This window comes from Paenibacillus sp. FSL H7-0690 (assembly GCF_037980415.1).
Lineage (GTDB): Bacteria > Bacillota > Bacilli > Paenibacillales > Paenibacillaceae > Paenibacillus_AQ > Paenibacillus_AQ odorifer.
This window is the reverse complement of sequence record NZ_CP150281.1, coordinates 4,256,190-4,279,354: the sequence shown is the minus strand read 5'-3', so window position 1 is coordinate 4,279,354 and position 23,165 is coordinate 4,256,190. Positions and strand designations below refer to the sequence as shown.

At 44.0% G+C, this 23,165-nt stretch carries 22 protein-coding genes; 21 read left to right on the top strand and 1 reads right to left on the bottom strand.

Translation table 11 applies throughout. The annotated features are described in order from the left end of the window. Positions 1 to 46: 46 nt before the first annotated feature. The 3 genes from MHI32_RS18815 to MHI32_RS18805 all read left to right on the top strand — a co-directional run bounded on the left by MHI32_RS18815 (position 47) and on the right by MHI32_RS18805 (position 3,036). Positions 47 to 463, top strand: a complete 417-nt coding sequence (locus MHI32_RS18815) for a hypothetical protein (protein WP_051491578.1) — start codon at positions 47 to 49, stop codon at positions 461 to 463. A 174-nt stretch (positions 464 to 637) separates the two neighbouring features. Next, the gene (locus tag MHI32_RS18810) at positions 638 to 1,147 is read left to right on the top strand and encodes a metallophosphoesterase (protein WP_036688580.1); all 510 of its coding nucleotides are present in this window, start codon (positions 638 to 640) and stop codon (positions 1,145 to 1,147) included. 209 nt (positions 1,148 to 1,356) lie between these two features. Further along, positions 1,357 to 3,036, top strand: a complete 1,680-nt coding sequence (locus tag MHI32_RS18805; protein WP_036688578.1) for a YifB family Mg chelatase-like AAA ATPase — start codon at positions 1,357 to 1,359, stop codon at positions 3,034 to 3,036. A 369-nt stretch (positions 3,037 to 3,405) separates the two neighbouring features. Here MHI32_RS18805 and MHI32_RS18800 read toward each other — a convergent pair whose 3' ends face one another. Beyond that, positions 3,406 to 3,834: an organic hydroperoxide resistance protein gene (locus MHI32_RS18800; protein WP_036688575.1), complete on the bottom strand. Its 429-nt coding sequence runs from the start codon at positions 3,832 to 3,834 to the stop codon at positions 3,406 to 3,408. A gap of 142 nt (positions 3,835 to 3,976) precedes the next feature. Here MHI32_RS18800 and MHI32_RS18795 point away from each other — a divergent pair, with 142 nt between their 5' ends. From MHI32_RS18795 to MHI32_RS18710, 18 genes are all read left to right on the top strand, one after another. Continuing rightward, positions 3,977 to 4,465 carry a MarR family transcriptional regulator gene (locus MHI32_RS18795; protein WP_235219564.1) on the top strand — a complete coding sequence of 163 codons (489 nt, stop codon included), beginning with the start codon at positions 3,977 to 3,979 and terminating at the stop codon, positions 4,463 to 4,465. A 352-nt stretch (positions 4,466 to 4,817) separates the two neighbouring features. Beyond that, entirely contained in the window at positions 4,818 to 5,978 is a 1,161-nt protein-coding gene (gene sucC, locus MHI32_RS18790) for an ADP-forming succinate--CoA ligase subunit beta (RefSeq protein ID WP_340010530.1), read from the top strand. A 62-nt stretch (positions 5,979 to 6,040) separates the two neighbouring features. Further along, positions 6,041 to 6,970, top strand: a complete 930-nt coding sequence (gene sucD / locus MHI32_RS18785; RefSeq protein WP_036688571.1) for a succinate--CoA ligase subunit alpha — start codon at positions 6,041 to 6,043, stop codon at positions 6,968 to 6,970. 224 nt (positions 6,971 to 7,194) lie between these two features. Beyond that, positions 7,195 to 8,313 (top strand): DNA-processing protein DprA, encoded by a 1,119-nt coding sequence (dprA, locus tag MHI32_RS18780; RefSeq protein WP_076309713.1) that lies wholly within the window; start codon positions 7,195 to 7,197, stop codon positions 8,311 to 8,313. Between the two features lie 36 nt (positions 8,314 to 8,349). After that, a complete protein-coding gene (gene topA / locus MHI32_RS18775) occupies positions 8,350 to 10,449 on the top strand; it encodes a type I DNA topoisomerase (RefSeq protein ID WP_340010528.1) in 2,100 nt (699 codons plus the stop codon). A gap of 8 nt (positions 10,450 to 10,457) precedes the next feature. Then, the gene (gene trmFO / locus MHI32_RS18770; RefSeq protein ID WP_076100371.1) at positions 10,458 to 11,840 is read left to right on the top strand and encodes an FADH(2)-oxidizing methylenetetrahydrofolate--tRNA-(uracil(54)-C(5))-methyltransferase TrmFO; all 1,383 of its coding nucleotides are present in this window, start codon (positions 10,458 to 10,460) and stop codon (positions 11,838 to 11,840) included. Between the two features lie 17 nt (positions 11,841 to 11,857). Further along, a complete protein-coding gene (gene hslV, locus MHI32_RS18765; RefSeq protein WP_036688562.1) occupies positions 11,858 to 12,400 on the top strand; it encodes an ATP-dependent protease subunit HslV in 543 nt (180 codons plus the stop codon). Positions 12,401 to 12,433: 33 nt separating this feature from the next. Then, the gene (hslU, locus tag MHI32_RS18760) at positions 12,434 to 13,834 is read left to right on the top strand and encodes an ATP-dependent protease ATPase subunit HslU (RefSeq protein ID WP_036688559.1); all 1,401 of its coding nucleotides are present in this window, start codon (positions 12,434 to 12,436) and stop codon (positions 13,832 to 13,834) included. Between the two features lie 388 nt (positions 13,835 to 14,222). Continuing rightward, complete coding sequence (gene flgB / locus MHI32_RS18755; protein WP_036688558.1) at positions 14,223 to 14,630, top strand: flagellar basal body rod protein FlgB; 408 nt, start codon at positions 14,223 to 14,225, stop codon at positions 14,628 to 14,630. Positions 14,631 to 14,636: 6 nt separating this feature from the next. Then, on the top strand, positions 14,637 to 15,083 hold the full coding sequence (gene flgC, locus MHI32_RS18750; RefSeq protein ID WP_076127801.1) for a flagellar basal body rod protein FlgC: 447 nt from the start codon (positions 14,637 to 14,639) through the stop codon (positions 15,081 to 15,083). A 33-nt stretch (positions 15,084 to 15,116) separates the two neighbouring features. Further along, on the top strand, positions 15,117 to 15,428 hold the full coding sequence (fliE, locus tag MHI32_RS18745; protein WP_036688553.1) for a flagellar hook-basal body complex protein FliE: 312 nt from the start codon (positions 15,117 to 15,119) through the stop codon (positions 15,426 to 15,428). Between the two features lie 34 nt (positions 15,429 to 15,462). After that, on the top strand, positions 15,463 to 17,049 hold the full coding sequence (gene fliF / locus MHI32_RS18740; protein ID WP_076127802.1) for a flagellar basal-body MS-ring/collar protein FliF: 1,587 nt from the start codon (positions 15,463 to 15,465) through the stop codon (positions 17,047 to 17,049). 4 nt (positions 17,050 to 17,053) lie between these two features. Further along, positions 17,054 to 18,070 carry a flagellar motor switch protein FliG gene (fliG, locus tag MHI32_RS18735; protein WP_036688550.1) on the top strand — a complete coding sequence of 339 codons (1,017 nt, stop codon included), beginning with the start codon at positions 17,054 to 17,056 and terminating at the stop codon, positions 18,068 to 18,070. Beyond that, entirely contained in the window at positions 18,063 to 18,911 is an 849-nt protein-coding gene (locus MHI32_RS18730; RefSeq protein WP_036688548.1) for a FliH/SctL family protein, read from the top strand. The genes fliG and MHI32_RS18730 overlap by 8 nt, the downstream gene beginning before the upstream one ends. Further along, the gene (gene fliI, locus MHI32_RS18725) at positions 18,892 to 20,217 is read left to right on the top strand and encodes a flagellar protein export ATPase FliI (RefSeq protein ID WP_235219563.1); all 1,326 of its coding nucleotides are present in this window, start codon (positions 18,892 to 18,894) and stop codon (positions 20,215 to 20,217) included. The genes MHI32_RS18730 and fliI overlap by 20 nt, the downstream gene beginning before the upstream one ends. Positions 20,218 to 20,226: 9 nt before the next feature. Beyond that, the gene (fliJ, locus tag MHI32_RS18720; protein ID WP_340010521.1) at positions 20,227 to 20,670 is read left to right on the top strand and encodes a flagellar export protein FliJ; all 444 of its coding nucleotides are present in this window, start codon (positions 20,227 to 20,229) and stop codon (positions 20,668 to 20,670) included. 39 nt (positions 20,671 to 20,709) lie between these two features. Beyond that, the gene (locus tag MHI32_RS18715; protein ID WP_340012750.1) at positions 20,710 to 21,627 is read left to right on the top strand and encodes a kinesin; all 918 of its coding nucleotides are present in this window, start codon (positions 20,710 to 20,712) and stop codon (positions 21,625 to 21,627) included. A 24-nt stretch (positions 21,628 to 21,651) separates the two neighbouring features. Further along, positions 21,652 to 23,133, top strand: coding sequence for a flagellar hook-length control protein FliK (locus MHI32_RS18710; protein ID WP_076182673.1), 1,482 nt, complete (start codon positions 21,652 to 21,654; stop codon positions 23,131 to 23,133). Positions 23,134 to 23,165: the final 32 nt, after the last annotated feature.

Here is a 23,165-nt window from a genome sequence, read left to right as displayed (position 1 = left end):
AACATTAGGAGTAACTTTTTAATGTCATCATGAGGAGGGCTGTCTAGTGAAGAATAAACCTTCTGAAATGCAGGTTAGTTTTACATGCCAATATTGCCAGCAGAAGATTGAAGTGAAATTTAAAGCAGAGCCAATATCTGTCGTCTGTTGCGATAATTGCAATAAGACCTTCACGGTAATGCGGCCCACTATAGCGGAGGAAATATTAATAGATTGGGAAAATGAAGCGTTATTTCAAAAAATCCGGGCTGAAAAGTCGCAAAACAGCAATAGCAGTCTCTTAGCGCTTGTAATTAGAGTTATTGAACTGCTTACATGGCGTGACAAAGGCAATGGACAGGTGGAAGCGATCAAGGAGATGCGTGGCTGGCTCATTGACAATGAGGAGGCGCCTCCTTTAGCTGAACTGATTCAGAGTGATGTTAATAAACGTTCGAGTAAGCGGCGCGACTGGGAAAAGTAACATTAACAATAAAGAGGTATTCCGTCATCGCCTCATGACATAGAATGATACGTATAATTTCGTGAGAAATTAGGCGGAAAAGTCCTCGGGGCTCCGAATTTCCTAGGGTTTATGGGTAGTCGGAGCTTTTTTCATACATACTGTCATTAGAATAGGAACAAAAGGAGGGTGCACATGGCTAAGGTTTTTTTCACATCAGATCATCATTTTGGGCATAAGTTGATCATTGATTTTGAATCCAGACCCTTCAACGATGTAGAGCAAATGAATGAAGTTATGATTGAAAGTTGGAATTCGGTAGTGAATCCGGACGACAAAGTATTTCATTTGGGAGACTTTTCTTTTCTGAATAAGGAGGCAACTCGTGCGATTGTGGCCAGACTGCATGGATACAAAATCCTGATCCTTGGCAATCATGATCGCGGCCGCAGCCGAAGTTGGTGGCTTGAGGCAGGTTTTGATGAGGTTAGTGAATATCCTTTGATTTATAAGGATTTCTTTTTCCTCTCACATGAGCCTATGTACATGAATAAACATATGCCTTACGTAAATGTGCACGGCCATATTCATGGGCAAAAATATGAGGGAAACAATCATTTTAACATTTGTGTAGAGCATTGGAACTATAAACCGTTGACTTTTGAGCAGATTAGGGACTCGGTCGTAGTTAAAGAAGGGGATTGATGTAGGTCTTTAGAGATGTGCTTTCGCTTTTATGTAAAACTTGAATTTCTTATTCTAAAGATAAATTGCTCACAGATTGCGTTAGGACACAACTTCTATAATGTACTTAACAGCTAATATATATATTTGGAAAATAAGGAAGCACCTTTTTTCTTGAAGCTATGACACCCCAAATTAGGGTGTAATTCAGGAGATGAGGTGTTTTTATTATGTATGGGAAAATGTTTAGCGCGTGTCTGTATGGGATTGAAGGGGTAATGATCGGTGTGGAAATCGATCTTGCAAATGGACTGCCGCAGACGAATATCATTGGCTTACCAGATTCAGCGATTCGCGAGGCTGTTGAACGAGTTAGGGCTGCCGTTAAAAATTGCGGTTACCGCTATCCACAGCAGCGTATTACGATCAATCTTGCTCCAGCTGACCTGCGTAAAGAAGGTTCCGCTTTTGATCTAGCGATTGCTTTAGGGATACTGATAACTAGTGGCCAGTTGATTATGCCTTCAGCTCAAGAGATGCTTTTGATTGGAGAGCTTGCGCTCGACGGCAGTCTGCGTCCGGTTTCGGGTGTGCTGCCGATGGTTGAAGCAGCGCGTAAAAGCGGGTTTAAAGCCGTTCTGCTCCCGCAAGGCAATGCGGCAGAAGCCGCTTTAATCAGTGGCATGAATGTTTATACCATCGACCATTTGCAAGCGTTAGCGAATGCTGCTGAATCTGTGGCTAGCTTTGGTCCGATTATAGATAAGCTAGTTCCTCTAGTAGAATCTGAAGGATCACCACTTCCTTTTCCTGTATCCGTGAGTATGGGGACGGGGGCAAAAGAACAACCTCCGGTGCTTGTTCTTTCTGTAGAGCATCTCAAATATAACCCTAAATATTCTGATTCTGAGGCTGCTTCTTCCGAAGCGAATGAAATAATGGATGATTACAGTGATGTGCTTGGACAGCAACATGTGAAAAGAGCACTAACTATCGCGGCTGCAGGGATGCATAATATTATGCTCATCGGCCCACCTGGCACAGGCAAAACGATGCTGATCAAACGCCTTCCCAGTATCCTTCCACAATTGTCGGACAGTGAGGCACTTGAGGTAACCAAAATTTTTAGTGCGGCTGGAAATTTGAAGGATGCACACAACGGTTTGCTGCGAAGTCGTCCATTTCGTTCTCCACACCACACGATATCTTCTGCCGGATTAATTGGAGGGGGCGGTATTCCCAAGCCAGGTGAGGTAAGTCTTGCGCATCGAGGTATTCTGTTTCTGGATGAATTGCCTGAATTCTCCCGGAATGTGCTTGAAGTGCTGCGACAGCCACTCGAAGATGGGGTGGTTACTATAAGTCGTGCCCGGGCTTCCTTTACTTTTCCTGCCAAATTCATGCTCGCTGCATCGATGAATCCGTGCAGCTGCGGCTTTTTTGGAAGCGGTATCTCCCAGCAAAATTGTACCTGTAGTCCATCAAGGATTGCCCAATATCGAGCCAAAATATCCGGTCCATTATTGGATCGGATCGACTTACAGGTTGATGTTCCCCGCCCGAAGGAATGGAATCGGCAGGGGCATGTTTTATCGTCAGCAGATATGCGTGCGGAGGTGTTGGCTGCTCAGGCCATCCAAGCTAAACGTTACAAACGACTGGCGATTTCATGGAACAGTGAACTTTCCGGTGCTTCCCTTCGGAAATATGCAAGCCTAAACCGAGAGAGTGCTCAAATGCTGTATGATATTTTGGAGAATTTAGGTCTAAGCATGCGAGCGCATGATCGGATTATTAAGCTATCCCGTACCATAGCTGATCTGGAGGGTGCACAGGATATTTCTTCTGCACATCTCGCGGAAGCTGTGCAATACCGTAATCTGGATCGACAGGTATTAGCGGAGGAATAAAGATAAAAGAGCAGCGATTCCCGTTAATGAGAATCGCTGCTCTATACTATGGACCGGTAGTGACGAGCACCGCCGAACCATTATTATGCTCTGATGCTTATGGAACGGACCTAGAGGACGTTGTTTGCAAGTTTTTAGCCCTTGGAGCGTAGATTCGGACGCTGGAGACGCTATTCCTTCGGAAGAAGGTTATATTGGGTGGTTTTCCTTCCAATAGCTGCTATGAGGTCCGATAACATCCCAAATATGGGATTAAGTTGCGTTTAAGATCAACTGTGTCCGTTAGCGACTTCGAATGTGAAATGCCACGTATTCAAACGAAGGTTAGATCGTTTAGCAAATTTCACATACATTTTTCTCTATAATTTCTTACAGTACATTCAGTTCTACTTCGATATTGCCACGAGTGGCACGGGAGTAAGGACATGCGCCATGGGCAGCTTCTACCAAAGATGCTGCGGTTTCTCTGTCAACGCCTTTAACCAGCACGTCAAGCTTAACCGCAATGCCGAATCCGCCATCTTCAACTTTACCAAAGCTTACAGTAGCCGTAACTTCACTGCCTTCAATCTTCACTTTTCCAAGACGAGCAACCATGTTCAGAGCACTGTCAAAACAAGCGGAGTAACCAGCTGCGAATAATTGTTCAGGATTAGTGCCTTCACCTCCGGCACCCCCCATTTCACGTGGTGTACTGATCGTAAGGTTGAGTTTAGGGCTTTCTGATTCTATATAACCGTTTCTTCCCCCAACGGCTTTAACTGTGGTTTCATACATCTTTTGTTGAATTGTCATCATAATAAATCTCTCCTATTCATAAATTAGTTTGTGTACAATCTAATTTATCACAATTAATATAAAAGTCAAATTAATTTTTTGCTATTATTATGATATATGAGGGAATTATGATAAAATAAAGAGATAAGGCGGGTGAATAAATATGAAAATGAGTGAAGAAGATATGCAGAAAATGACTACAACCCCAGAGCTGCTGATCGAGAATCAGCTCTGTTTTACCATTTATGCTTGCTCGCGTGAGATTACAAAGCTGTACCAACCGTATTTGGATAAGATCGGTTTAACTTACTCCCAATACTTAGTAATGCTTGTGTTATGGGAACGGCAGCAATGTACAGTGAAAGAGATTGGTGAGGCGTTATTTTTGGATTCAGGCACGCTGACTCCGCTATTGAAACGCTTGCAAGCTGCAGGCCTAATTATACGTGAACGCTCGATGCAGGATGAGCGAAAGGTATTAATCTCACTAACGAAACAAGGCTGGGCACTCCAAAGTGATGCCGTGTGTATTCCCGGCAAAATGATGGAAGAAACGACACTGACAAATAATGAATCCATAGAGCTACTTGATCAGTTTAAAGACTTACTGAATCGTGTTCACGAAGCTAATATCCAAGATAGTAAAAAGTAAGCGTAGTAAGGAGTCAATGCGATCGTTCGCATTCCGGCATGAAATCAAGCGAAAAAATGTGTACAAATCATGAATATATTTAAGGTAAGCGTTTTAAAAACATGTTACACTATTCTGGGTTCCTTTGTATGGCATATAGGTAAATATAAGCTTAGTCTTATAGATTTACACAATGTCTCTTGCAGAAACAATGCCATTCTTTTTACGAGTGGTAGATCAGTTTCTGCTGGTTCCGGAATAGTGCTGCATGTATAACATCAGCCTATCCCTAACCCCGCGGCAATCAAAACGGAAAGCGAGATGACAACAGGCTGCCTGTTTAGTCACCACGCTACTTTAGGAGGCTACCGCTATGAATATCCACGAGTATCAGGGAAAAGAAGTGCTTAAGAAGTACGGTGTAGCCGTACCGAATGGAAAAGTAGCTTATACAGTGGAGGAAGCGGTAGAAGCCGCAGAGTCACTGAGCACACCGGTTGTTGTAGTTAAAGCTCAGATTCACGCAGGTGGACGCGGTAAAGCTGGAGGAGTAAAGGTTGCTAAGAATATCGATGAGGTGCGTAGTTACGCAACTGAGATTCTGGGCAAGACTCTAGTAACTCACCAGACTGGACCGGAGGGTAAGGTAGTAAAAAGACTGCTCATTGAAGAGGGTTGTCAAATTGTTAAGGAGTATTACATTGGTGTCGTAGTTGACAGAGGTACTGGCCGAGTGGTCATGATGGCTTCTGAAGAAGGCGGTACTGAGATTGAAGAAGTAGCTGCAACACATCCGGAGAAAATTTTTAAAGAGATCATTGATCCGGCAGTGGGTTTGCAGACTTTCCAGGCGCGTAAGCTGGCTTACAGTATCTCTATTCCTAATGAGCTGGTAGGCAAAACTGTGAAATTCATGCAAGCGCTATATTTAGCTTTCGTGGATAAAGATTGCTCTATTGCCGAAATTAACCCATTGGTAGTGACTGCGGATGGGAATGTGATGGCACTGGATGCCAAACTGAATTTTGATTCCAACGCCTTGTTCCGTCATAAGGATATTCTAGAGCTGCGGGATTTGGATGAAGAGGATTTAAAGGAAATCGAAGCCTCGAAGTATGACCTTAGTTACATTGCACTTGATGGCAATATTGGGTGCATGGTAAACGGTGCAGGTCTCGCGATGGCGACTATGGATATTATTAAGTATTATGGGGGCGAACCCGCCAACTTCCTGGATGTAGGGGGCGGTGCAACGACCGAGAAAGTAACAGAAGCCTTTAAAATCATTTTATCCGATGAAAAGGTGAACGGAATTTTTGTTAACATTTTCGGTGGTATTATGCGCTGTGATGTTATCGCTAACGGTGTTGTAGAAGCGGCTAGTCAACTGGGTTTGACCAAACCGCTGGTTGTGCGTCTTGAGGGAACAAATGTTGGATTGGGCAAGCAGATTTTGGCCGGATCGGGACTTAATATTGTTGCTGCTGATTCTATGGCGGACGGTGCCCGTAAGATTGTGTCTCTTGTGCAATAATGGCCTGATTTAGAAAGCCAGTTATCGTATTTGACAATATAAGTAGGGATGTGACTTAAGGCATGAGCATTCTTGTAGATAAAAATACGAAAGTTATCACGCAGGGAATTACAGGATCAACGGGTTTGTTCCATACTAAAGGTGCGCTGGATTATGGAACACAGATGGTTGGAGGGGTAACACCGGGTAAAGGTGGAACATCTGTCAACATCACGCTTGAAAATGGCAGTGAGGTTAGCCTTCCGGTATTCGATACTGTTGTAGCTGCTAAGGCGGCTACAGGCGCAACCGCTAGTGTAATCTATGTACCGCCAGCATTTGCAGCAGACTCCATAATGGAAGCCGTGGACGCAGAACTCGATTTGGTGATCTGTATTACCGAAGGGATTCCAGTGCTTGATATGGTAAAAGTGTCCCGTTATATGGAGGGGCGCTCTACTGTATTGATCGGACCCAACTGTCCGGGAGTTATCACTCCTGGTGAGTGCAAAATAGGAATTATGCCGGGTTATATTCATATGCCGGGGTACGTAGGTGTTGTCTCGCGCAGCGGAACTCTAACCTATGAGGCTGTTCATCAGCTGACCACGCGTGGAATCGGGCAATCTTCAGCTGTAGGTATTGGCGGAGACCCTGTTAAAGGCTCAGAGTTTATTGATATTCTGAAGCTTTTTAATGAGGATCCGGGTACAAAGGCAGTCATCATGATTGGTGAAATTGGCGGAACCGCAGAGGAAGAAGCAGCAGAGTGGATTCGTGAGCATATGACTAAGCCGGTAGTAGGGTTTATTGGCGGCGCTACTGCACCTCCTGGCAAACGTATGGGGCATGCGGGTGCTATTATTTCCGGAGGCAAAGGCACAGCGAGTGAGAAAATTGCCGTACTTGAATCGTGCGGAATCAAGGTTGCTCCTACACCTGCCGAAATGGGCTCAACGCTAGTAAGTGTGCTTGAAGAACGCGGTATTCTTAGCGCTTTTACAACGCATTAATTATTTTATTTACTTGAAGGAATTCACTCTACGCGAGTGGGCTTCTTTCGTGTATAATTATTTCAGAGGTAAGCAACCTTTTGTTCCTATCCAAGGGATAAAAGGTTGCTTTTTTTGTTTTTTAACATAGAAAAATATTGAATTACAAGAAAATATTGCATTCCTCTAATTCATGTTACAAAATAGGGAAGGCTAACCCTTCCATTAAAGGAGAGTAAGCTTATATGGAAGAAAAAGATCTGCTGTTTGGTTTTAATGAAGTGGAGGGGATTGGCTGGAAGAGTATCGACAAGATTCGCAGAGCCGGTTTAATGTCAGAACGAGCATTTTCCTGTAGTGCAAAAGATTGGGAAACGATCGGATTGAACGGAAAGCTGTCGAATTATCTTGCTTCCATATATACATTAGAATGGATCGCCAAAAGGCGCTTATTAATGGAAGAATGTGCAGTGAAGATGGTAACTGTGTTTGATGCGGCTTATCCTGTTTTGTTGAAGGAGACGGCACAGCCACCGTGGATCCTTTATTATCGAGGGCGTTTGGAACTGTTATCAACCCCTAGTGTGGCGATGGTTGGCACTCGTGTGCCAACAGCTTATGGACGAAAGGTAGGGGAGATTCTCGCGGAGGAGCTTAGTGCAGCAGGTCTAACGGTGGTTAGCGGACTTGCGAGGGGGATCGATAGCATTTGTCATGAAGCGGCGCTAAGAAGCGGTGGAGGGACCATAGCGGTAGTGGCAACAGGGTTGGACAAAGTCTATCCAACTGAGAATATTGAACTGGAGCGGCGTATCTCTCAGGATGGGCTTGTCATTACAGAGTATCCTCTTGGAACTAAAAGTCATCCTGGATTATTTCCACAGCGTAATCGGATCATAGCAGGTTTATCACGGGGGACAGTGGTCGTGGAGGCTGACAGTCGCAGTGGATCACTTATTACAGCCGATGCTGCCTTGGAAGCTGGGAGGGATGTCTTCGCAGTTCCCGGACCTATTACATCACCTAAGAGCAGAGGGGCGTTAGAGCTTATCAAGCAGGGGGCAAAGCTGGTAACCAGTGGATTAGATATTATAGAAGAATATACTTCTTATTTGCCGACAAACGTAATAAAAACAGGGAATAATAGCACTACCGAACAGACAGCAGACGACTTTATGATTGAAAAGAAATTGACAAATGAGGAGTCTCACCTATACCATATACTGCATCAAGGCCCTTTTATATTGGACGATCTGCTTGTAAGAACAGGATGGGATTTTGGACATTTGCATTCAGTTCTGTTATCTTTAATCATAAAAAAAGCGGTAACACAATTACCAGGAGCTATTTATAAGGTAATTTAATATAGAGGTGCGAGTGTTAACGAGGAGGAAGAGTCTATGGCAGATGCATTAGTTATTGTCGAGTCGCCTGCAAAAGCGAAGACAATTGGCAAATATCTAGGTAGTAAATATATTGTAAAGGCATCAATGGGACATATTAGAGATCTACCGAAGAGTCAAATTGGTGTTGAGGTGGAGAATGATTTCAGTCCCAAATATATTACTATCCGCGGTAAGGGATCTATATTGAAGGAATTGAAAGACGCTAGTAAAAAAGTTAAAAAAGTTTATCTCGCAGCTGACCCCGACCGCGAAGGGGAAGCAATTGCTTGGCATTTGGCGCATGCGCTGGATTTAGATAATACACAAGAATGCAGAGTTGTTTTTAATGAGATCACCAAACAAGCGGTAAAAGATGCTTTTAAGACACCGCGTAAGATTAATATGGATCTCGTGAATGCACAGCAGGCTAGACGTATTCTGGATCGACTGGTAGGGTACAAGATTAGCCCTCTATTATGGAAGAAAGTCAAAAAAGGTTTATCTGCTGGACGTGTACAATCCGTTGCCGTGAAGATCATTATGGATCGTGAGAATGAAATCTCCGCTTTTGTACCCACCGAATATTGGAGCATAACAGCGAAGCTTGGAATCCGGGATTCCGTCTTTGAAGCTAAGTTTCATAAGCTGAATGGTGTGAAAAAAGAACTGAACCAGAAAAGTGATGTTCAGGAAGTTCTTGAAGCCATTAAGAACGCATCTTTTAAGGTGAGTGATGTGAAGGAGAAGGAAAGACAACGTCATCCTTCGGCTCCTTTTACCACCAGCTCCCTACAACAGGAAGCAGCCCGTAAGCTTGGATTCCGTGCCGCTAAGACAATGTCTGTTGCACAGCAGCTATACGAAGGTGTGGAACTCGGTAAAGAAGGTACCGTAGGTTTGATCACTTATATGCGTACTGACTCCACGCGTCTCTCTGTCACCGCTCAGGATGAAGCTAAAGAGCTTATAACAGCTAAGTATGGTGAGAAGTTCTTGCCAGAATCCCCACGGCAGTATTCTAAAAAGGCAGCTGGAGCACAGGAAGCGCATGAAGCGATTCGTCCTACTTCGGCATTACGCGAACCTGAAATGGTCAAAGAGTTCTTGAGCCGTGATCAATTCCGTCTCTACAAGCTAGTGTGGGAGCGGTTCGTATCAAGTCAGATGTCTTCTGCCCTGCTGGATACGCTTTCGGTCGATATTGCTGCAGGTACTGCTACATTCAGAGCTGTTGGTTCGAAGGTTTCATTCCCCGGGTTCATGAAGGTTTACGTAGAAGGCAACGATGACGGAACTACAGATGAAGACAAGTATTTGCCGCCGCTTCAAGCGGGAGATGCTTTAAATAAGCAGGAGATCGAGCCTAAGCAACACTTTACACAACCGCCTCCACGATATACGGAAGCAAGACTTGTAAAGACGCTTGAGGAGCTGGGTATAGGTCGTCCAAGTACATATGCCCCAACGCTGGAAACCATCCAGAAGCGTGGTTATGTGGCTATTGAAGAGAAAAAATTCATGCCAACCGAACTTGGCGAGCTTGTTATAGAGCAGATGGAGCAATTTTTCCCGGAAATCCTAAACGTTGAATTCACCGCGAACATGGAAGGGGATCTTGACCATGTGGAAGAGGGCTCAGAAGACTGGGTAAAGGTTCTTGCAGAGTTTTACGAATCGTTTGAGAAGCGTTTGGTATTCGCGGAAGAAGAGATGAAAGAAATTGAGATTGAAGATGAAGTCTCTGATGAGATCTGTGAGAAATGCGGCAAACCTCTCGTGTATAAGCTGGGTCGCTTTGGGAAATTCCTAGCATGCTCTGGCTTTCCGGATTGCCGAAACACGAAACCGATTATCAAGGATATTGGCGTAACTTGCCCTAAATGTCATGAAGGTAAGGTTGTGGAGCGACGCAGCAAAAAAGGGCGAGTTTTCTATGGCTGCGACCAGTACCCTGGTTGTGATTTCGTTTCATGGGATAGACCTTCTATAAAACCATGTCCATCATGTGGATCTTGGATGATTGAGAAACGTAATAAGCAAGGAACCAAGCTACAATGTACATCTTGTGATCATACAGAGGCGGTTCTAGACAACGAAGAAGAATTAGCAGATTAATAGTCTCTATGGGAGGAAAAAAGACAGTGTCAGATACAGCAAAAGTAACAGTAATTGGAGCGGGTCTCGCAGGAAGCGAAGCCGCTTGGCAAATAGCATCACTAGGAGTACCGGTAAGATTATATGAGATGAGACCCGTAGTAAAGACACCAGCCCATCACACGAATCAATTTGCTGAACTGGTATGCAGCAACTCCTTGCGTGCGAATGGATTAGGAAATGCTGTAGGTGTATTGAAGGAAGAAATGCGGCGTTTGAACTCTCTTGTATTAGGTGCTGCTGACCGACACGCGGTACCCGCAGGAGGAGCACTTGCCGTAGATCGTGACGGATTCTCAGGTGAGATCACCCATACTTTGCATAATCATCCGCTCGTTGAAGTCATAAATGAAGAACTTACGCATATACCGGAGGAAGGGATTGTTGTTATTGCAACGGGCCCACTAACTTCACCGGCATTATCTGCTGAAATAAAAGGGCTGCTGGGTGAAGAGTATTTCTACTTCTATGATGCAGCAGCACCGATTGTTGAGAAAGACACCATTGATATGAACAAGGTGTATTTGGCTTCCCGTTATGATAAAGGTGAAGCGGCTTATCTGAACTGTCCGATGACAGAAGAGGAGTTCGACGTGTTTTATGATGCGTTGATTTCTGCTGAGACAGCAGCACTCAAGGATTTTGAGAAAGAAATATACTTTGAGGGCTGTATGCCTATCGAAATCATGATGAAACGCGGCAAGCAAACAGCGTTATTTGGCCCAATGAAGCCAGTAGGACTTATCAATCCGCATACAGGTAAACTTCCTTACGCGGTTGTGCAACTCCGTCAGGATAACGCTGCCGGCACACTTTACAATCTTGTTGGTTTTCAGACCCATTTGAAATGGGGCGAGCAAAAGCGTGTATTCTCGCTGATCCCAGGTCTTGAGAATGCTGAATATGTTCGTTATGGTGTAATGCACAGAAATACATTTATTAATTCTCCTAAGCTTCTGCACCCTACCTATCAGATGAAAGGCAAGGAAAGACTCTTTTTTGCTGGACAGATGACAGGTGTAGAAGGTTATGTGGAATCAGCTGCTTCCGGGCTCATAGCTGGTATTAATGCTGCACGGGCAGCACTCGGTCAGGAAGGACTGATCTTCCCGCAGGATACTGTTCTAGGCAGCATGCCAGCTTATATTACTTCTGCCGATCCAGAGCATTTTCAGCCTATGAATGCCAATTTCGGTCTGTTGCCGAAGGTAGAGAAGAAGATCCGCAATAAGAAGGAAAAGAATGAAATGTTAGCTCATCGCGCTCTGGACAGTCTTGCCGAGTATGCCAACCGTACAGGACTCGCTTATTCGGAGCCGGAGGTTGTCGATAGCGAACAAAGCCCATCTTAAGGAGGTAACTTACAATCATGGTACCCAGCTTTCATGCGACTACAATTTGTGCTGTAAGACATAACGGACAGGCAGCTATAGCAGGTGATGGACAGGTTACATTCGGAGAGAGTGTTATTATGAAGACGACGGCCAGAAAAGTCCGTCGCCTGTACAGAGGACAAGTAATAGCAGGCTTTGCGGGATCCGTTGCGGATGCTATTACCCTATTCGAAAAATTCGAGGGCAAGCTGGAGGAGCATCATGGGAACCTGCAGCGGGCTGCAGTTGAATTAGCGAAGGATTGGCGTCAAGATCGTATTCTTCGGAAGCTTGAAGCTTTGATGATTGTTATGGATAAGGAAGGAATGCTCCTGATCTCCGGAAATGGTGAAATTATCGAACCGGATGATGACGTTCTTGCGATTGGTTCCGGTGGTAATTTTGCGCTGGCTTCAGGTCGAGCACTCAAACGTCATGCACCCAATCTCTCCGCTGCGGATATTGCTAGAGAATCGCTTCAGGTAGCATCTGAAATTTGTGTGTACACTAATTCCAACATTATTGTTGAACAATTATAGACTCAGTGCCATAGAGACAAGGAGGAATTCACGATGGTGAATCAATCGCTTACACCCCGTCAAATTGTAGCCGAATTGGATAAATATATCGTAGGTCAGAAGCAAGCCAAGAAATCGGTAGCCGTTGCGCTTCGTAACCGGTATCGGCGCAGTCTGCTAGCAGAGGAACTGCGTGATGAAGTTGTTCCTAAGAACATTTTGATGATCGGACCTACAGGTGTGGGAAAGACAGAAATCGCCCGGCGTCTAGCAAAGCTTGTTAATGCACCGTTCATCAAAGTGGAGGCCACTAAATTTACTGAAGTCGGTTATGTAGGTCGAGATGTGGAATCTATGGTTCGTGATCTGGTAGAGACTTCTATTCGTATGGTGAAGCTTGAGCGTACGGAGAAGGTTAAGGATCGTGCGGAAGAACTGGCTAATGAGCGGATTGTTTCTATATTGGTCCCTTCGTCTTCCAAAAATAAATCACAAAAGAATCCTTTCGAGATGATTTTTGGAGGGAATTCTGCCCAAGAGGACTCTAAAGAAGACGCTGAGCAGGATGGAAGCCTAAGTGAACGCCGCCGTGGGGTTAGATTTAAGCTGTTAGCTGGTCAGCTGGAAGATGACATCATTGAAATTGATGTTGAGGATACAGCGCCAACTATGATGGATATGTTTGCAGGTCAAGGAAATGACCAGATGGGTATGAATATGCAAGAGATGTTCGGCAGTTTGCTGCCTAAGCGGACGAAGAAACGTAAGCTTCCTATTCGCGAAGCGCGCAAGGTACTCATTCAGGATGAGGCGGCCAAGCTGATTGATATGGATGATGTGATCCAGGAATCCGTGACTCGGGCTGAACAATCAGGCATTATTTTTATCGATGAAATCGATAAAGTAGCGAGTCAAGGAAAAGGGTCTGGACCGGATGTGTCGCGTGAAGGCGTGCAACGGGATATTTTGCCGATTGTAGAAGGCTCGACCATTATGACGAAATACGGTCCTGTGAAGACAGACTATGTACTCTTTATGGCTGCCGGAGCTTTCCATATTGCTAAGCCTTCAGATTTGATTCCAGAACTTCAAGGTCGTTTTCCGATTCGCGTAGAGCTGAGTAGTCTAACGTTAGAGGATTTCGTTTCTATTTTGACGGAACCAGAGAATGCTTTAACTAAACAATATGTGAATCTGCTTAAAACAGAAAATTTAGAAGTGGAATTCCAGAAGGATGCTATACATGAGATCGCCAAAATAGCGGCTTCAGTGAATCAAAATATGGAGAACATAGGTGCCCGGCGTCTTCATACTATTTTGGAGAAGCTGTTAGAGGATCTTTCTTTTGAAGCACCTGAGCTGACTTTAGAAAAAATGGTTATTACCCCGGAGTATGTGCGCGAGAAATTGGCAAGTATAGCTCAGGATCGTGATTTAAGTCAGTATATTCTTTAAAGCGACAAAAAAACAAAAAATCTATGTATTTTGAATTTGGGCATAACGGATTAGATAAATTACAAATTGGTGTCGTGAAAACGTAAAATTATGTCAAAACATGCAATTAAAAAGAAAAAAATGAGTTGAAAATGTAAATAAATAGTAATAAAGTGCTAAAAGCCCTGTCTTTTCTAAAAAGATAGGGCTTATTTCTTATTGTAATAATATACAAATTAAATGAAAATCAATGTATGTGAAAATGCTAAGTGTTATTCATTGCGACAGCGTTCGACGGAATACCGTAAATTTAGAGTATTTTTTTCTTTATTTGTCGAAAGCAAGCAGGTTTTTTGATGGAAGTTGTGGAATTCTTTTCATTATGATAGCTTTGAAAGGAGGAATTGTCTTGGGATTGCTGAATAGTGTCAGTTTTCAACGATTGCAGGGAGGCATTGATGCTGCCTATAAACGACAAAATGCTCTAGCAAATAATGTGGCTAATCAAGATACGCCCAATTTCAAACGTTCTGATGTTTCATTCGAAAGTATCCTGCAACAACAGGAAAGTGGAATCCAATCTACACTTAGAGCGAAAGTTTCGGATACCCGGCATTATCAATTTGGCAGCAACACAATTGTTCCCGCTGCTGTTGAAAATACTGATGAAACTACCTCTATGAACAATAACGACAACAATGTGGATGTAGATCGCGAAATGGCGTTAAGCGCAGAGAATCAGCTTAGGTATAGTTCTTATGTTGAACAGATTAACAGTCAGATTTCGATGATGCGAGCCGTAATTCAAGGAGGATAAGAGAGTATGAACTTTGGAAGTAGTTTTGGGATCAGCGCATCTGCATTAACGGCTCAACGGTTGCGGATGGATGTAATTTCTTCCAACGTAGCCAATGCTGAAACTACAAGAGCATCCGTGGTGGATGGCAAGGCTGTTCCTTACCGACGTAAGTTGGTTGTTTTGGAAACGAACGAAAGTAATAAATTCTCGAATATACTAAATTCGAAAATGAATAATAGCAATGAAGGGGTTAAGGTGCAGTCGATCATAGAAGACTCTTCACCATTGAAGCCGGTGTACAATCCAAGCCATCCCGATGCGGATGCTGAAGGATATGTCTATATGCCAAACGTAGACATTACCAAAGAAATGGTTGATATGTTATCTGCATCTCGCTCTTATGATGCCAATGTTACGATGCTTAATGCATCCAAAGCTATGGTAAGCAAGGCACTCGAAATTGGTAGATAAATGAATGTTAATTAACTTAAGGGGGGGAAACAGTTGATACAGAATATATCTAATGGGGTTCAGGCTGTACAGCAGCTTGCAATGAAACCGACATCTTCCGAAGTTTCATCCACTCCTGCTAATTCGATGGAGAGCTTTGGCTCTTATCTTGAGGATGCGCTCAATAAAGTGGCTGATCAGGAACAACAAGCTAAGGATATGAGTAATAAATTTGTATTGGGAGAAGTGAACATTGACGAAGTGATGATTTCTTCCCAACAGGCTCTACTGAGTTTACAGTTGACTACACAAGTCCGGAACAAAGTGATTGAAGCCTATCAAGAAATTATGAGAACTCAAATATAATAAATCCTAGCTTAGTTTCGGATGGGGTGACACTGTGAATGAAAGATTTGCCCAATATCGGGAGAAGGTTCTCTTGTATTGGAACAGATTTAGTGGTAAACAGAAGATTTTATTCTTTTCAACATTGTTTATCATTCTAATAATAATCGTAGTTATGACCATGCAGCTTTCAAAAACAGAATATGAAGTAGCATTTCAAGATTTGGACAGTACGGATTCGGCTGGAGTAATGAAAGCCTTAGATTCAGCAGGTGTTTCATACCGATTAAGTCAAGATGGAAAGAGTATTTCTGTACCAAGTACAGAAGCAGCTCGGGTCAAGGTGGATATCGGTTCTCAGGGGATTGTTCAAGGTGGCTCTATCGGATATAAAGTCTTTGACGAAAATTCGTCAATGATAGGTACAACAGATAGCGAGTTTAACGTGAAATACAATAATGCATTAAACGGTGAAGTTGAACAGTTAATGAGACGTATGCAAGGGATTAAAGATGCAAAAGTGCTGATTAATTTGCCTAAAGAGACAGTTTTTGCCTCACAGGCTGATCAGGAGCAGGCGTCTGCATCCGTTGTGCTTTCATTTGATCCAGGATTTAGACCTACCCAAGACAATATTGACGGGTATTTCAATCTTGTGAAAACTGCTGTGCCTAATTTACCAATTGACAACATTACTATTGCAAATAATGAAATTGAATTAATGCCAACAGCTAAAGGTGGACAGGCTGGTGTCACAAACCAAGTTGAAGAAAACTTCGCTCTTCAGAAAAAATTCGAAGAAGAAGTAAAGAAAAATGTGAAACAATTCCTTAGCACTCTTACCGGTCCTGATAAAGTGGATGTTCTTGTGTTCTCAAAGTTGAACTTTGACAAGGAAAACCGGAAGGAAGATCTTGTTACCCCTGTGGATACAGAGAACATGAAGGGGATTGAGATCAGTTCACAAATAATTAGTAATTCGTATTCGGGTCAAGGTAACACGACTGGCGGAGTGGCTGGCACTGGTTCTCAAGATGTTACGGGCTATCCTTCTAATGCGGGTGCGGATACTTCTACCTCGGAGGAATCTTCGGAAACGAGGAACTTCGAAGTTAACCGAATTACTAAAGATGTTATTGCTAGTCCGTATACTGTTAAAGACTTAACCATAAATGTTGCAGTTGAACCACCTTCAGGAGAAAAAAGTTTAGATGATGCAACATCAGCTGCAATTCAAAATATTTTGGTGAATATTGTTCGCGCTTCTCTTGCAGATTCAGGTACTACATATACAGACGCTGATTTGACCAAAAAGGTTTCGGTCTACTCGCAACAATTTGGTGGCACCGATGCCAACACCGTTAAAGGTGGTCTCGCTTCTTGGATGATATGGGCTATCGGAGCAGCAGCATTGCTGGTTGGAGCAGGTGGAGGATATCTAATCTACCGGAGTCGTAAACAGACTGTGGAAGAGGAAGATGAAGACATTCCATTGCAGGTTCCTACTGAATTTCCTTCTATTAACTTGGAGAGCGTGACGAATGAAAGTCAAGTTCGTAAGCAATTGGAAAGTTTGGCCAAGAAGAAGCCAGACGAATTCGTAAATCTGCTGCGTACATGGCTTGCAGACGAACAGAGGTGAACTAATGGCAAAGGCTAGCCAGCAGGGACTTAGTGGCCGTCAAAAAGCTGCGATCCTGCTTATCACACTAGGGCCCGAGGTATCGGCGCAAATTTTCAAACATTTAAGAGACGAGGAGATTGAACAGCTGACTCTTGAAATTGCTAATGTTCGCAAAGTGGACAGCGGTGAAAAAGAGTCGATCATGTCTGAATTCCATCAGATATGCCTCGCCCAGGAATATATATCACAAGGCGGTATTAACTACGCTAAAGAAATTCTGGAGAAAGCGCTTGGGTCAACAAAAGCAATGGAGGTCATTAATCGTCTGACTGCAACATTGCAAGTAAGACCTTTCGATTTTGCACGAAAAGCGGATCCTAATCAGATTCTCAACTTTATCCAGAATGAAAATGTACAGACTATTGCACTTGTATTGTCTTATCTGCAATTTGAACAAGCTGCTGCAATCCTTTCCTCACTTCCTCAAGAGAAGCAGGCAGAGGTGGCGAGAAGAATTGCTGTGATGGACAGTACCTCTCCAGAGGTAATTACGCAAATTGAACGTGTGCTGGAGCAGAAACTTTCCGCTACAGTAACCCAGGATTATACAAATGCTGGTGGTATCGAATCAATTGTACAAATCTTGAATGGGGTTGACCGGGGGACAGAACGTACGATTCTGGATTCTCTCGAAATTCAAGATCCAGAGCTTGCCGAAGAGATCAAAAAACGGATGTTCGTATTCGAAGATATTGTTAATGTGGACAATCGTTCAATACAGCGCATTGTTCGTGATATCGATAATGCGGATTTACAGCTTGCACTCAAGGTTGCCAGCGAAGAAGTACGGGATGTTATTTTCAGAAATATGTCCAAGCGTATGGCAGAAACGTTCCGAGAAGAAATGGAATACATGGGTCCTGTGCGGCTGCGTGATGTTGAAGAAGCACAGACTCGTATTGTAGGCACGATCCGCAGACTCGAAGAGTCTGGTGAAATTATCATCGCTCGTGGCGGAGGAGATGACATCATTGTCTAAGCTGATCAAACACTCCCAGTATGTTCCGGTTGATGTCTTTAAGAGACTGGAACAGGCCCGGCAATATGCGGGCCTAACTGAGGAGCCCGTTCCCGAGGAGACTTTAAGCGAGACTGACTATCATGATCCCGCACGTGAAGAGGCAGAAGAGACGCGTAAGCAAATGCTTAAGGACGCTCAGGATTTTGCTGAAGAGCAGGTTCGGAATGCATCTCTTGAAGCGGAACAGATTGTAGAGTCCTCGAAAGCGGAGGCTGAAGAGTGGTGGAAACAACGGCGTGAGCAGGATGAACATCTGATCGAAGCTATCAAAGCTGAAGCTCATCAGCAAGGTTATGAGGAAGGTGTTTCTCAGGCTGAGGAAGAGATGAAGCATAAGATCGCAGAGATGATGGAAGAAGCGCGTGCTGTTTTGACTGAGGCGTATAAAGCAAGAGAAGTGATTATTCAGGAAGCGGAGCCTTTTTTAGTAGAGTTAAGCTGTGATATTGCAGAGAAAATTGTGGACAAGCAGTTAACGGTAGAACCACAATTCGCAATGGACTTAATTCGCAAAAATCTGGCTCGTAAGCGAGAACAAGGTTTGATCTCACTTTGTGTATCCCCAGCGCAGTTCGCTTTTGTGAATGCTGCTCGGGAAGAATTATCACTAGCTGTTGATTCACAGGCTGAACTGCAAATCTTGCCCGACTCAACGGTAAAAGACCAAGGATGTGTTATCCGCTCTTCCTTTGGCAGCATTGATGCTCGAATCGACACTCAGCTCGCAGAGATCAAGAAAGAGCTGGTAAGAATTGCGCTGGACACCGATGAGCAGAGAAATGGGGAAGACGATGCTTAATAGCAACCGTTATAAGGAGCAACTTCGTAATCTCGATCCGGTGAGGATCAATGGGAAAGTGACGCAGGTAATCGGTCTAATGGTTGAATCGGAAGGTCCTGACGCAAGTATAGGTGATGTATGCTACATCTACCCTTCTAAAGGAAACAAACCGCTGCAAGCTGAGGTCGTTGGTTTCCGTGATAACAAGGTACTATTGATGCCACTTGGTGAACTGCAGGCGATTGGACCTGGTTGTGATGTAGTGGGCACTGGTAAGCCGCTTAGCGTGCAAGTAGGTTCTGAATTGTTAGGAAAAGTACTGGATGGTCTGGGGCAGCCGCTTGATGGCTCTCTCATTCCAGCACGAATGCCACATAGCTCTACCTTTAATATTCCTTCCAATCCACTTAATAGACCGCGGGTGCAGGAACCCATCAGTATTGGTGTGAGAGCGATTGACGGTTTGCTAACGATTGGCAAGGGACAGCGGGTCGGTATTTTTGCTGGCTCGGGGGTCGGCAAGAGTACTTTGATGGGGATGATTGCCCGGAATACATCGGCTGACGTAAATGTTATTGCTCTGATTGGTGAGCGTGGCAGAGAAGTATTGGATTTCATTGAACGGGATTTGGGACCAGAGGGATTGCAGCGATCCGTAGTAATTGTTGCTACCTCAGACCAACCTGCATTGATTCGCATAAAAGGTGCGCTTATCGCTACAACGATTGCCGAGTATTTCCGCGATCGTGGCCTTAATGTAATGCTGATGATGGATTCGGTCACCCGTTATGCCATGGCCCAACGTGAAGTTGGACTTGCAGTTGGAGAACCGCCAGCCATGCGGGGATATACACCTTCGGTGTTTGCCAGCTTACCCAAACTGCTGGAACGTGCCGGTACAGGTCCTACAGGCTCTATAACAGCCTTTTACACGGTACTGGTTGATGGTGATGACATGAACGAGCCAATCGCAGATGCAGTCCGAGGGATACTTGACGGACATATCGTACTCAATCGAAATATTGCCAACAAAGGACACTTTCCAGCAATAGATGTTCTTTCCAGCATAAGTCGAGTAATGAAGGACATTGCTCCAGAAGAACAGATTGCAGCAGCGGAGAATGTGAAACGCCTTATGGCCGTTTATAAGGATTCAGAGGATTTGATTAATATTGGAGCTTATCAAAGAGGCTCTAATGCTCAAATTGACGAGTCGATGGAATTTATCGACAGTATATGGGATTTCACCAAACAAAAGGTGAATGAAAAAGTTACGCTGGCTGAAGTTCAACAGTCTTTAATTTCACAGTTCTCAAGGAGTTGATTCGGTATTATGAGGTTTCATTATACTTTTCAAAAAGTCGTTGACTTGAAGGGCAATGAGAAGACACAGGCAGAATGGATGCTCTCAAGCGCGCTTGGAGAATTGCAGGCACAGGAAAGAAGCCTGGATGAACTCATCTTTCAGCGGAGTGCTATCATGCTATCCTTACAAAATGCCGCAGAGCAAAAGACACCTATGATTAAGATTTGTGAAATGCAGGAGTATGTGGAATATCTGGATAAATGCATTGCCCGTAAGCATACGGACATTAGCCGTGCACATCAAGAAGTCCAGAAGAAACAAGATCAGTTAAGCACTAAGGTTTTAGATGAAAAAGTATGGTTGAAGGCAAAAGACAAGGCTGAGACACTGTTTCAGCAAAGTATGATTTTACGGGAACAAAACGAACTGGATGAGATGGCAACCGTCCGCTTCGCGATGAAATCCCTCTAACCCGGGAGGTTTCCGCTAGTGGCTAATATTGATAATGATATGGAACTTGAAAATGAAGGGTCAGCGGGGAAATTTGAGCGGTTCTTATTCTTAATGATACCGATTATCTTCACGCTAGTACTGCTTGGAGTACTGTTGACGCTTTTTAATATGGACATTCGTAATAATGTGCTTGAAGTTGCGAATAAAATTCCTATCCTGGAAAAATGGGTTCCTGATCCGCCTGCAGATCCTTCTAAACCGAAGGAAGAAAGCAAAAAGCAGGAAGTGAGCTCAGCGACAACGATTAAGGAGCTTAAAGCTCAGCTCGCCCAGCAGGAAGAAAACCTGAAGAAGGTTACAGATGAAAAAACAGCCCAGGATACCAAGGTTCAGGCGCTAGAGTCACAGATTGAGGGTATGAAGAAGGAAGCTGAAACCGCAGAGGCAAGCACAGAAGAAACTGAAGATCCTTATCAGAAACAGGTTTCTGATTTGGCTAAGCTGTATGCGGGCATGAAAGCTTCGAAGGCTGCACCGATCATGGAGAATTTAACTACAGAAGAAATGGTACAGATCTTCAGTGTCATGAATAAAGCGAGTAAAACTGCGATTTTGGAAAAAATGGATCCGCAAAAGGCTGCAGATGTAACGATTAAGTTAAAAGAAACCACATCTTCGAGTGACATGGCGATCGCAGCCCTTCAATCTAGATTGAAGAAAGATGTCGGCACAACAGCAACAGCAACAACCAGTAAGAATTTGGATAAGGAAAAGTTGAATCAGACCTTCAGCTCAATGACTCCTGCTAATGCAGCATCGTTACTAGGAGAAATGTACAAGATTAGCCCTGATAAGGTCGTGACGATTATGAATACCGTAAGTGATAGTGTTCGTTCATCTATTTTGGGAGAAATGACTAAAAATGATAGCGCGCAAACTGCGAAAATTGTTAATCGTCTGATGGGTGCTAAATAGATAGGGAAAGGAGGTGAAAAATAAATGAGTTTAGTCGTTCAATCGCTTGTCAGTGCAAACGCAACTGCAGTAAACGGGAGTTCATCGACTACAACGGGCACAACAACGACGGCTGCACCATTTGCTCAAACCCTGGTACAAACCATGGGAGGCAATACCAACACCCCGTCGACTCCAGCTGAACCCCTATTGGGAAATCTAGCTTCTTTGCTGCAAGGCCTGTTAAAGGAAGTGCAGCCGACTGGAGAAGAGCAAGCAGGGCAAGACACTCAGAAGGGTGAGCTCCTTGAAAAACTTGCTGCTGATGTTGAGAAGCTGGATGAAAGTATCAGTAGTGATCCAGCTCTGTTGGTAGCCTTGCAAGCTTGGATTCTTCAGGTATCTGCACTTCTATCTGGAAGCCATGCTGCAGAGAATGGTACTACTACAACGGAAGCAGAAGTGGCTGGAAGCTTGTCACCATTGGCACAGAATGCTGATACATTAAGATTTGCAGTTCAAGATGACTTGCAAAGTTTAGTTTCTATGATTCAAGAAGCTGCAGTAAGTGGCAATGAGGAAGTTGCAACTAAGGGAATCAGTTTATTGAATAATTTCACAGCGCTTTTAGAAGAGTCCTCCTCTAACACTAATAAGGGGAAGGGAAAGACCAGCAATGTGAGTATTAATTCTGATTCTTCCTTACAACAGCCCGTTATTACTGAAAGCAAAAATAACCAAACGGATAAAACAATTCAGAATGTGAGCAGTCGTTCCGGAGAAGCTGTTGTAGTGAAAAATGATACGGTTGTAAGCTCGCCTGTGACATCAGGAACTGTGCAAGAAGCTGAAGCAGAGACTGCGAACACACCGTTAATCAAGACAGGCGTAACCGGGGAAACGAAGACAACAGAATCTGCTCAAGATTCCCCGCTAGGAATTACAGCTAACGAAGGGGATCATGAGGTTGTTACTGCGGGGCAGTTATCTCTGCGCGGAGGAATTACAGCACCGCTGAAGGCTGAAGTGCCAGCAGCGCCTGTTCCGGTTCAGCAATTTGCTCAAGAAATGACAGGTTTCATTACAGGCAAATTAGAGATTGTGCAAAAAGGTGGGATCGCTGAAGCGACTATATCCCTTTTTCCAGAAAATCTCGGACAAGTTGATGTTAAGATCACCATGCAAAATGGTCATTTAGTTGCCCAGTTCATGACTGAACATACCGGCGCTAAAGATATGCTGGAACAACAAATGAACCAGCTTCGCGCTGCATTGCAATCTCAAGGTCTTCAAGTGGAGAAGCTGGAAGTTACGCAAAATAATACCCCACTCAATTCGCAATGGGGGCAGGAAGGACGCCAACCTAATTCCGGAAGTGGACAGCAGGGTAGACGTTCCAAAGAAAGCAGAGAGGAAGCCAGTGATGCTGTTCTAGCCGCAGAGCTGAATGGTGAATGGAAGGACTGGGTTTCAAATGCGGGACAAGAAGATCAGTCCCAAGGTGGATCTTTTTCTGCTAAGGCTTAACTTTAATAACAAAGGAAAGAGAGGTGAGTGGT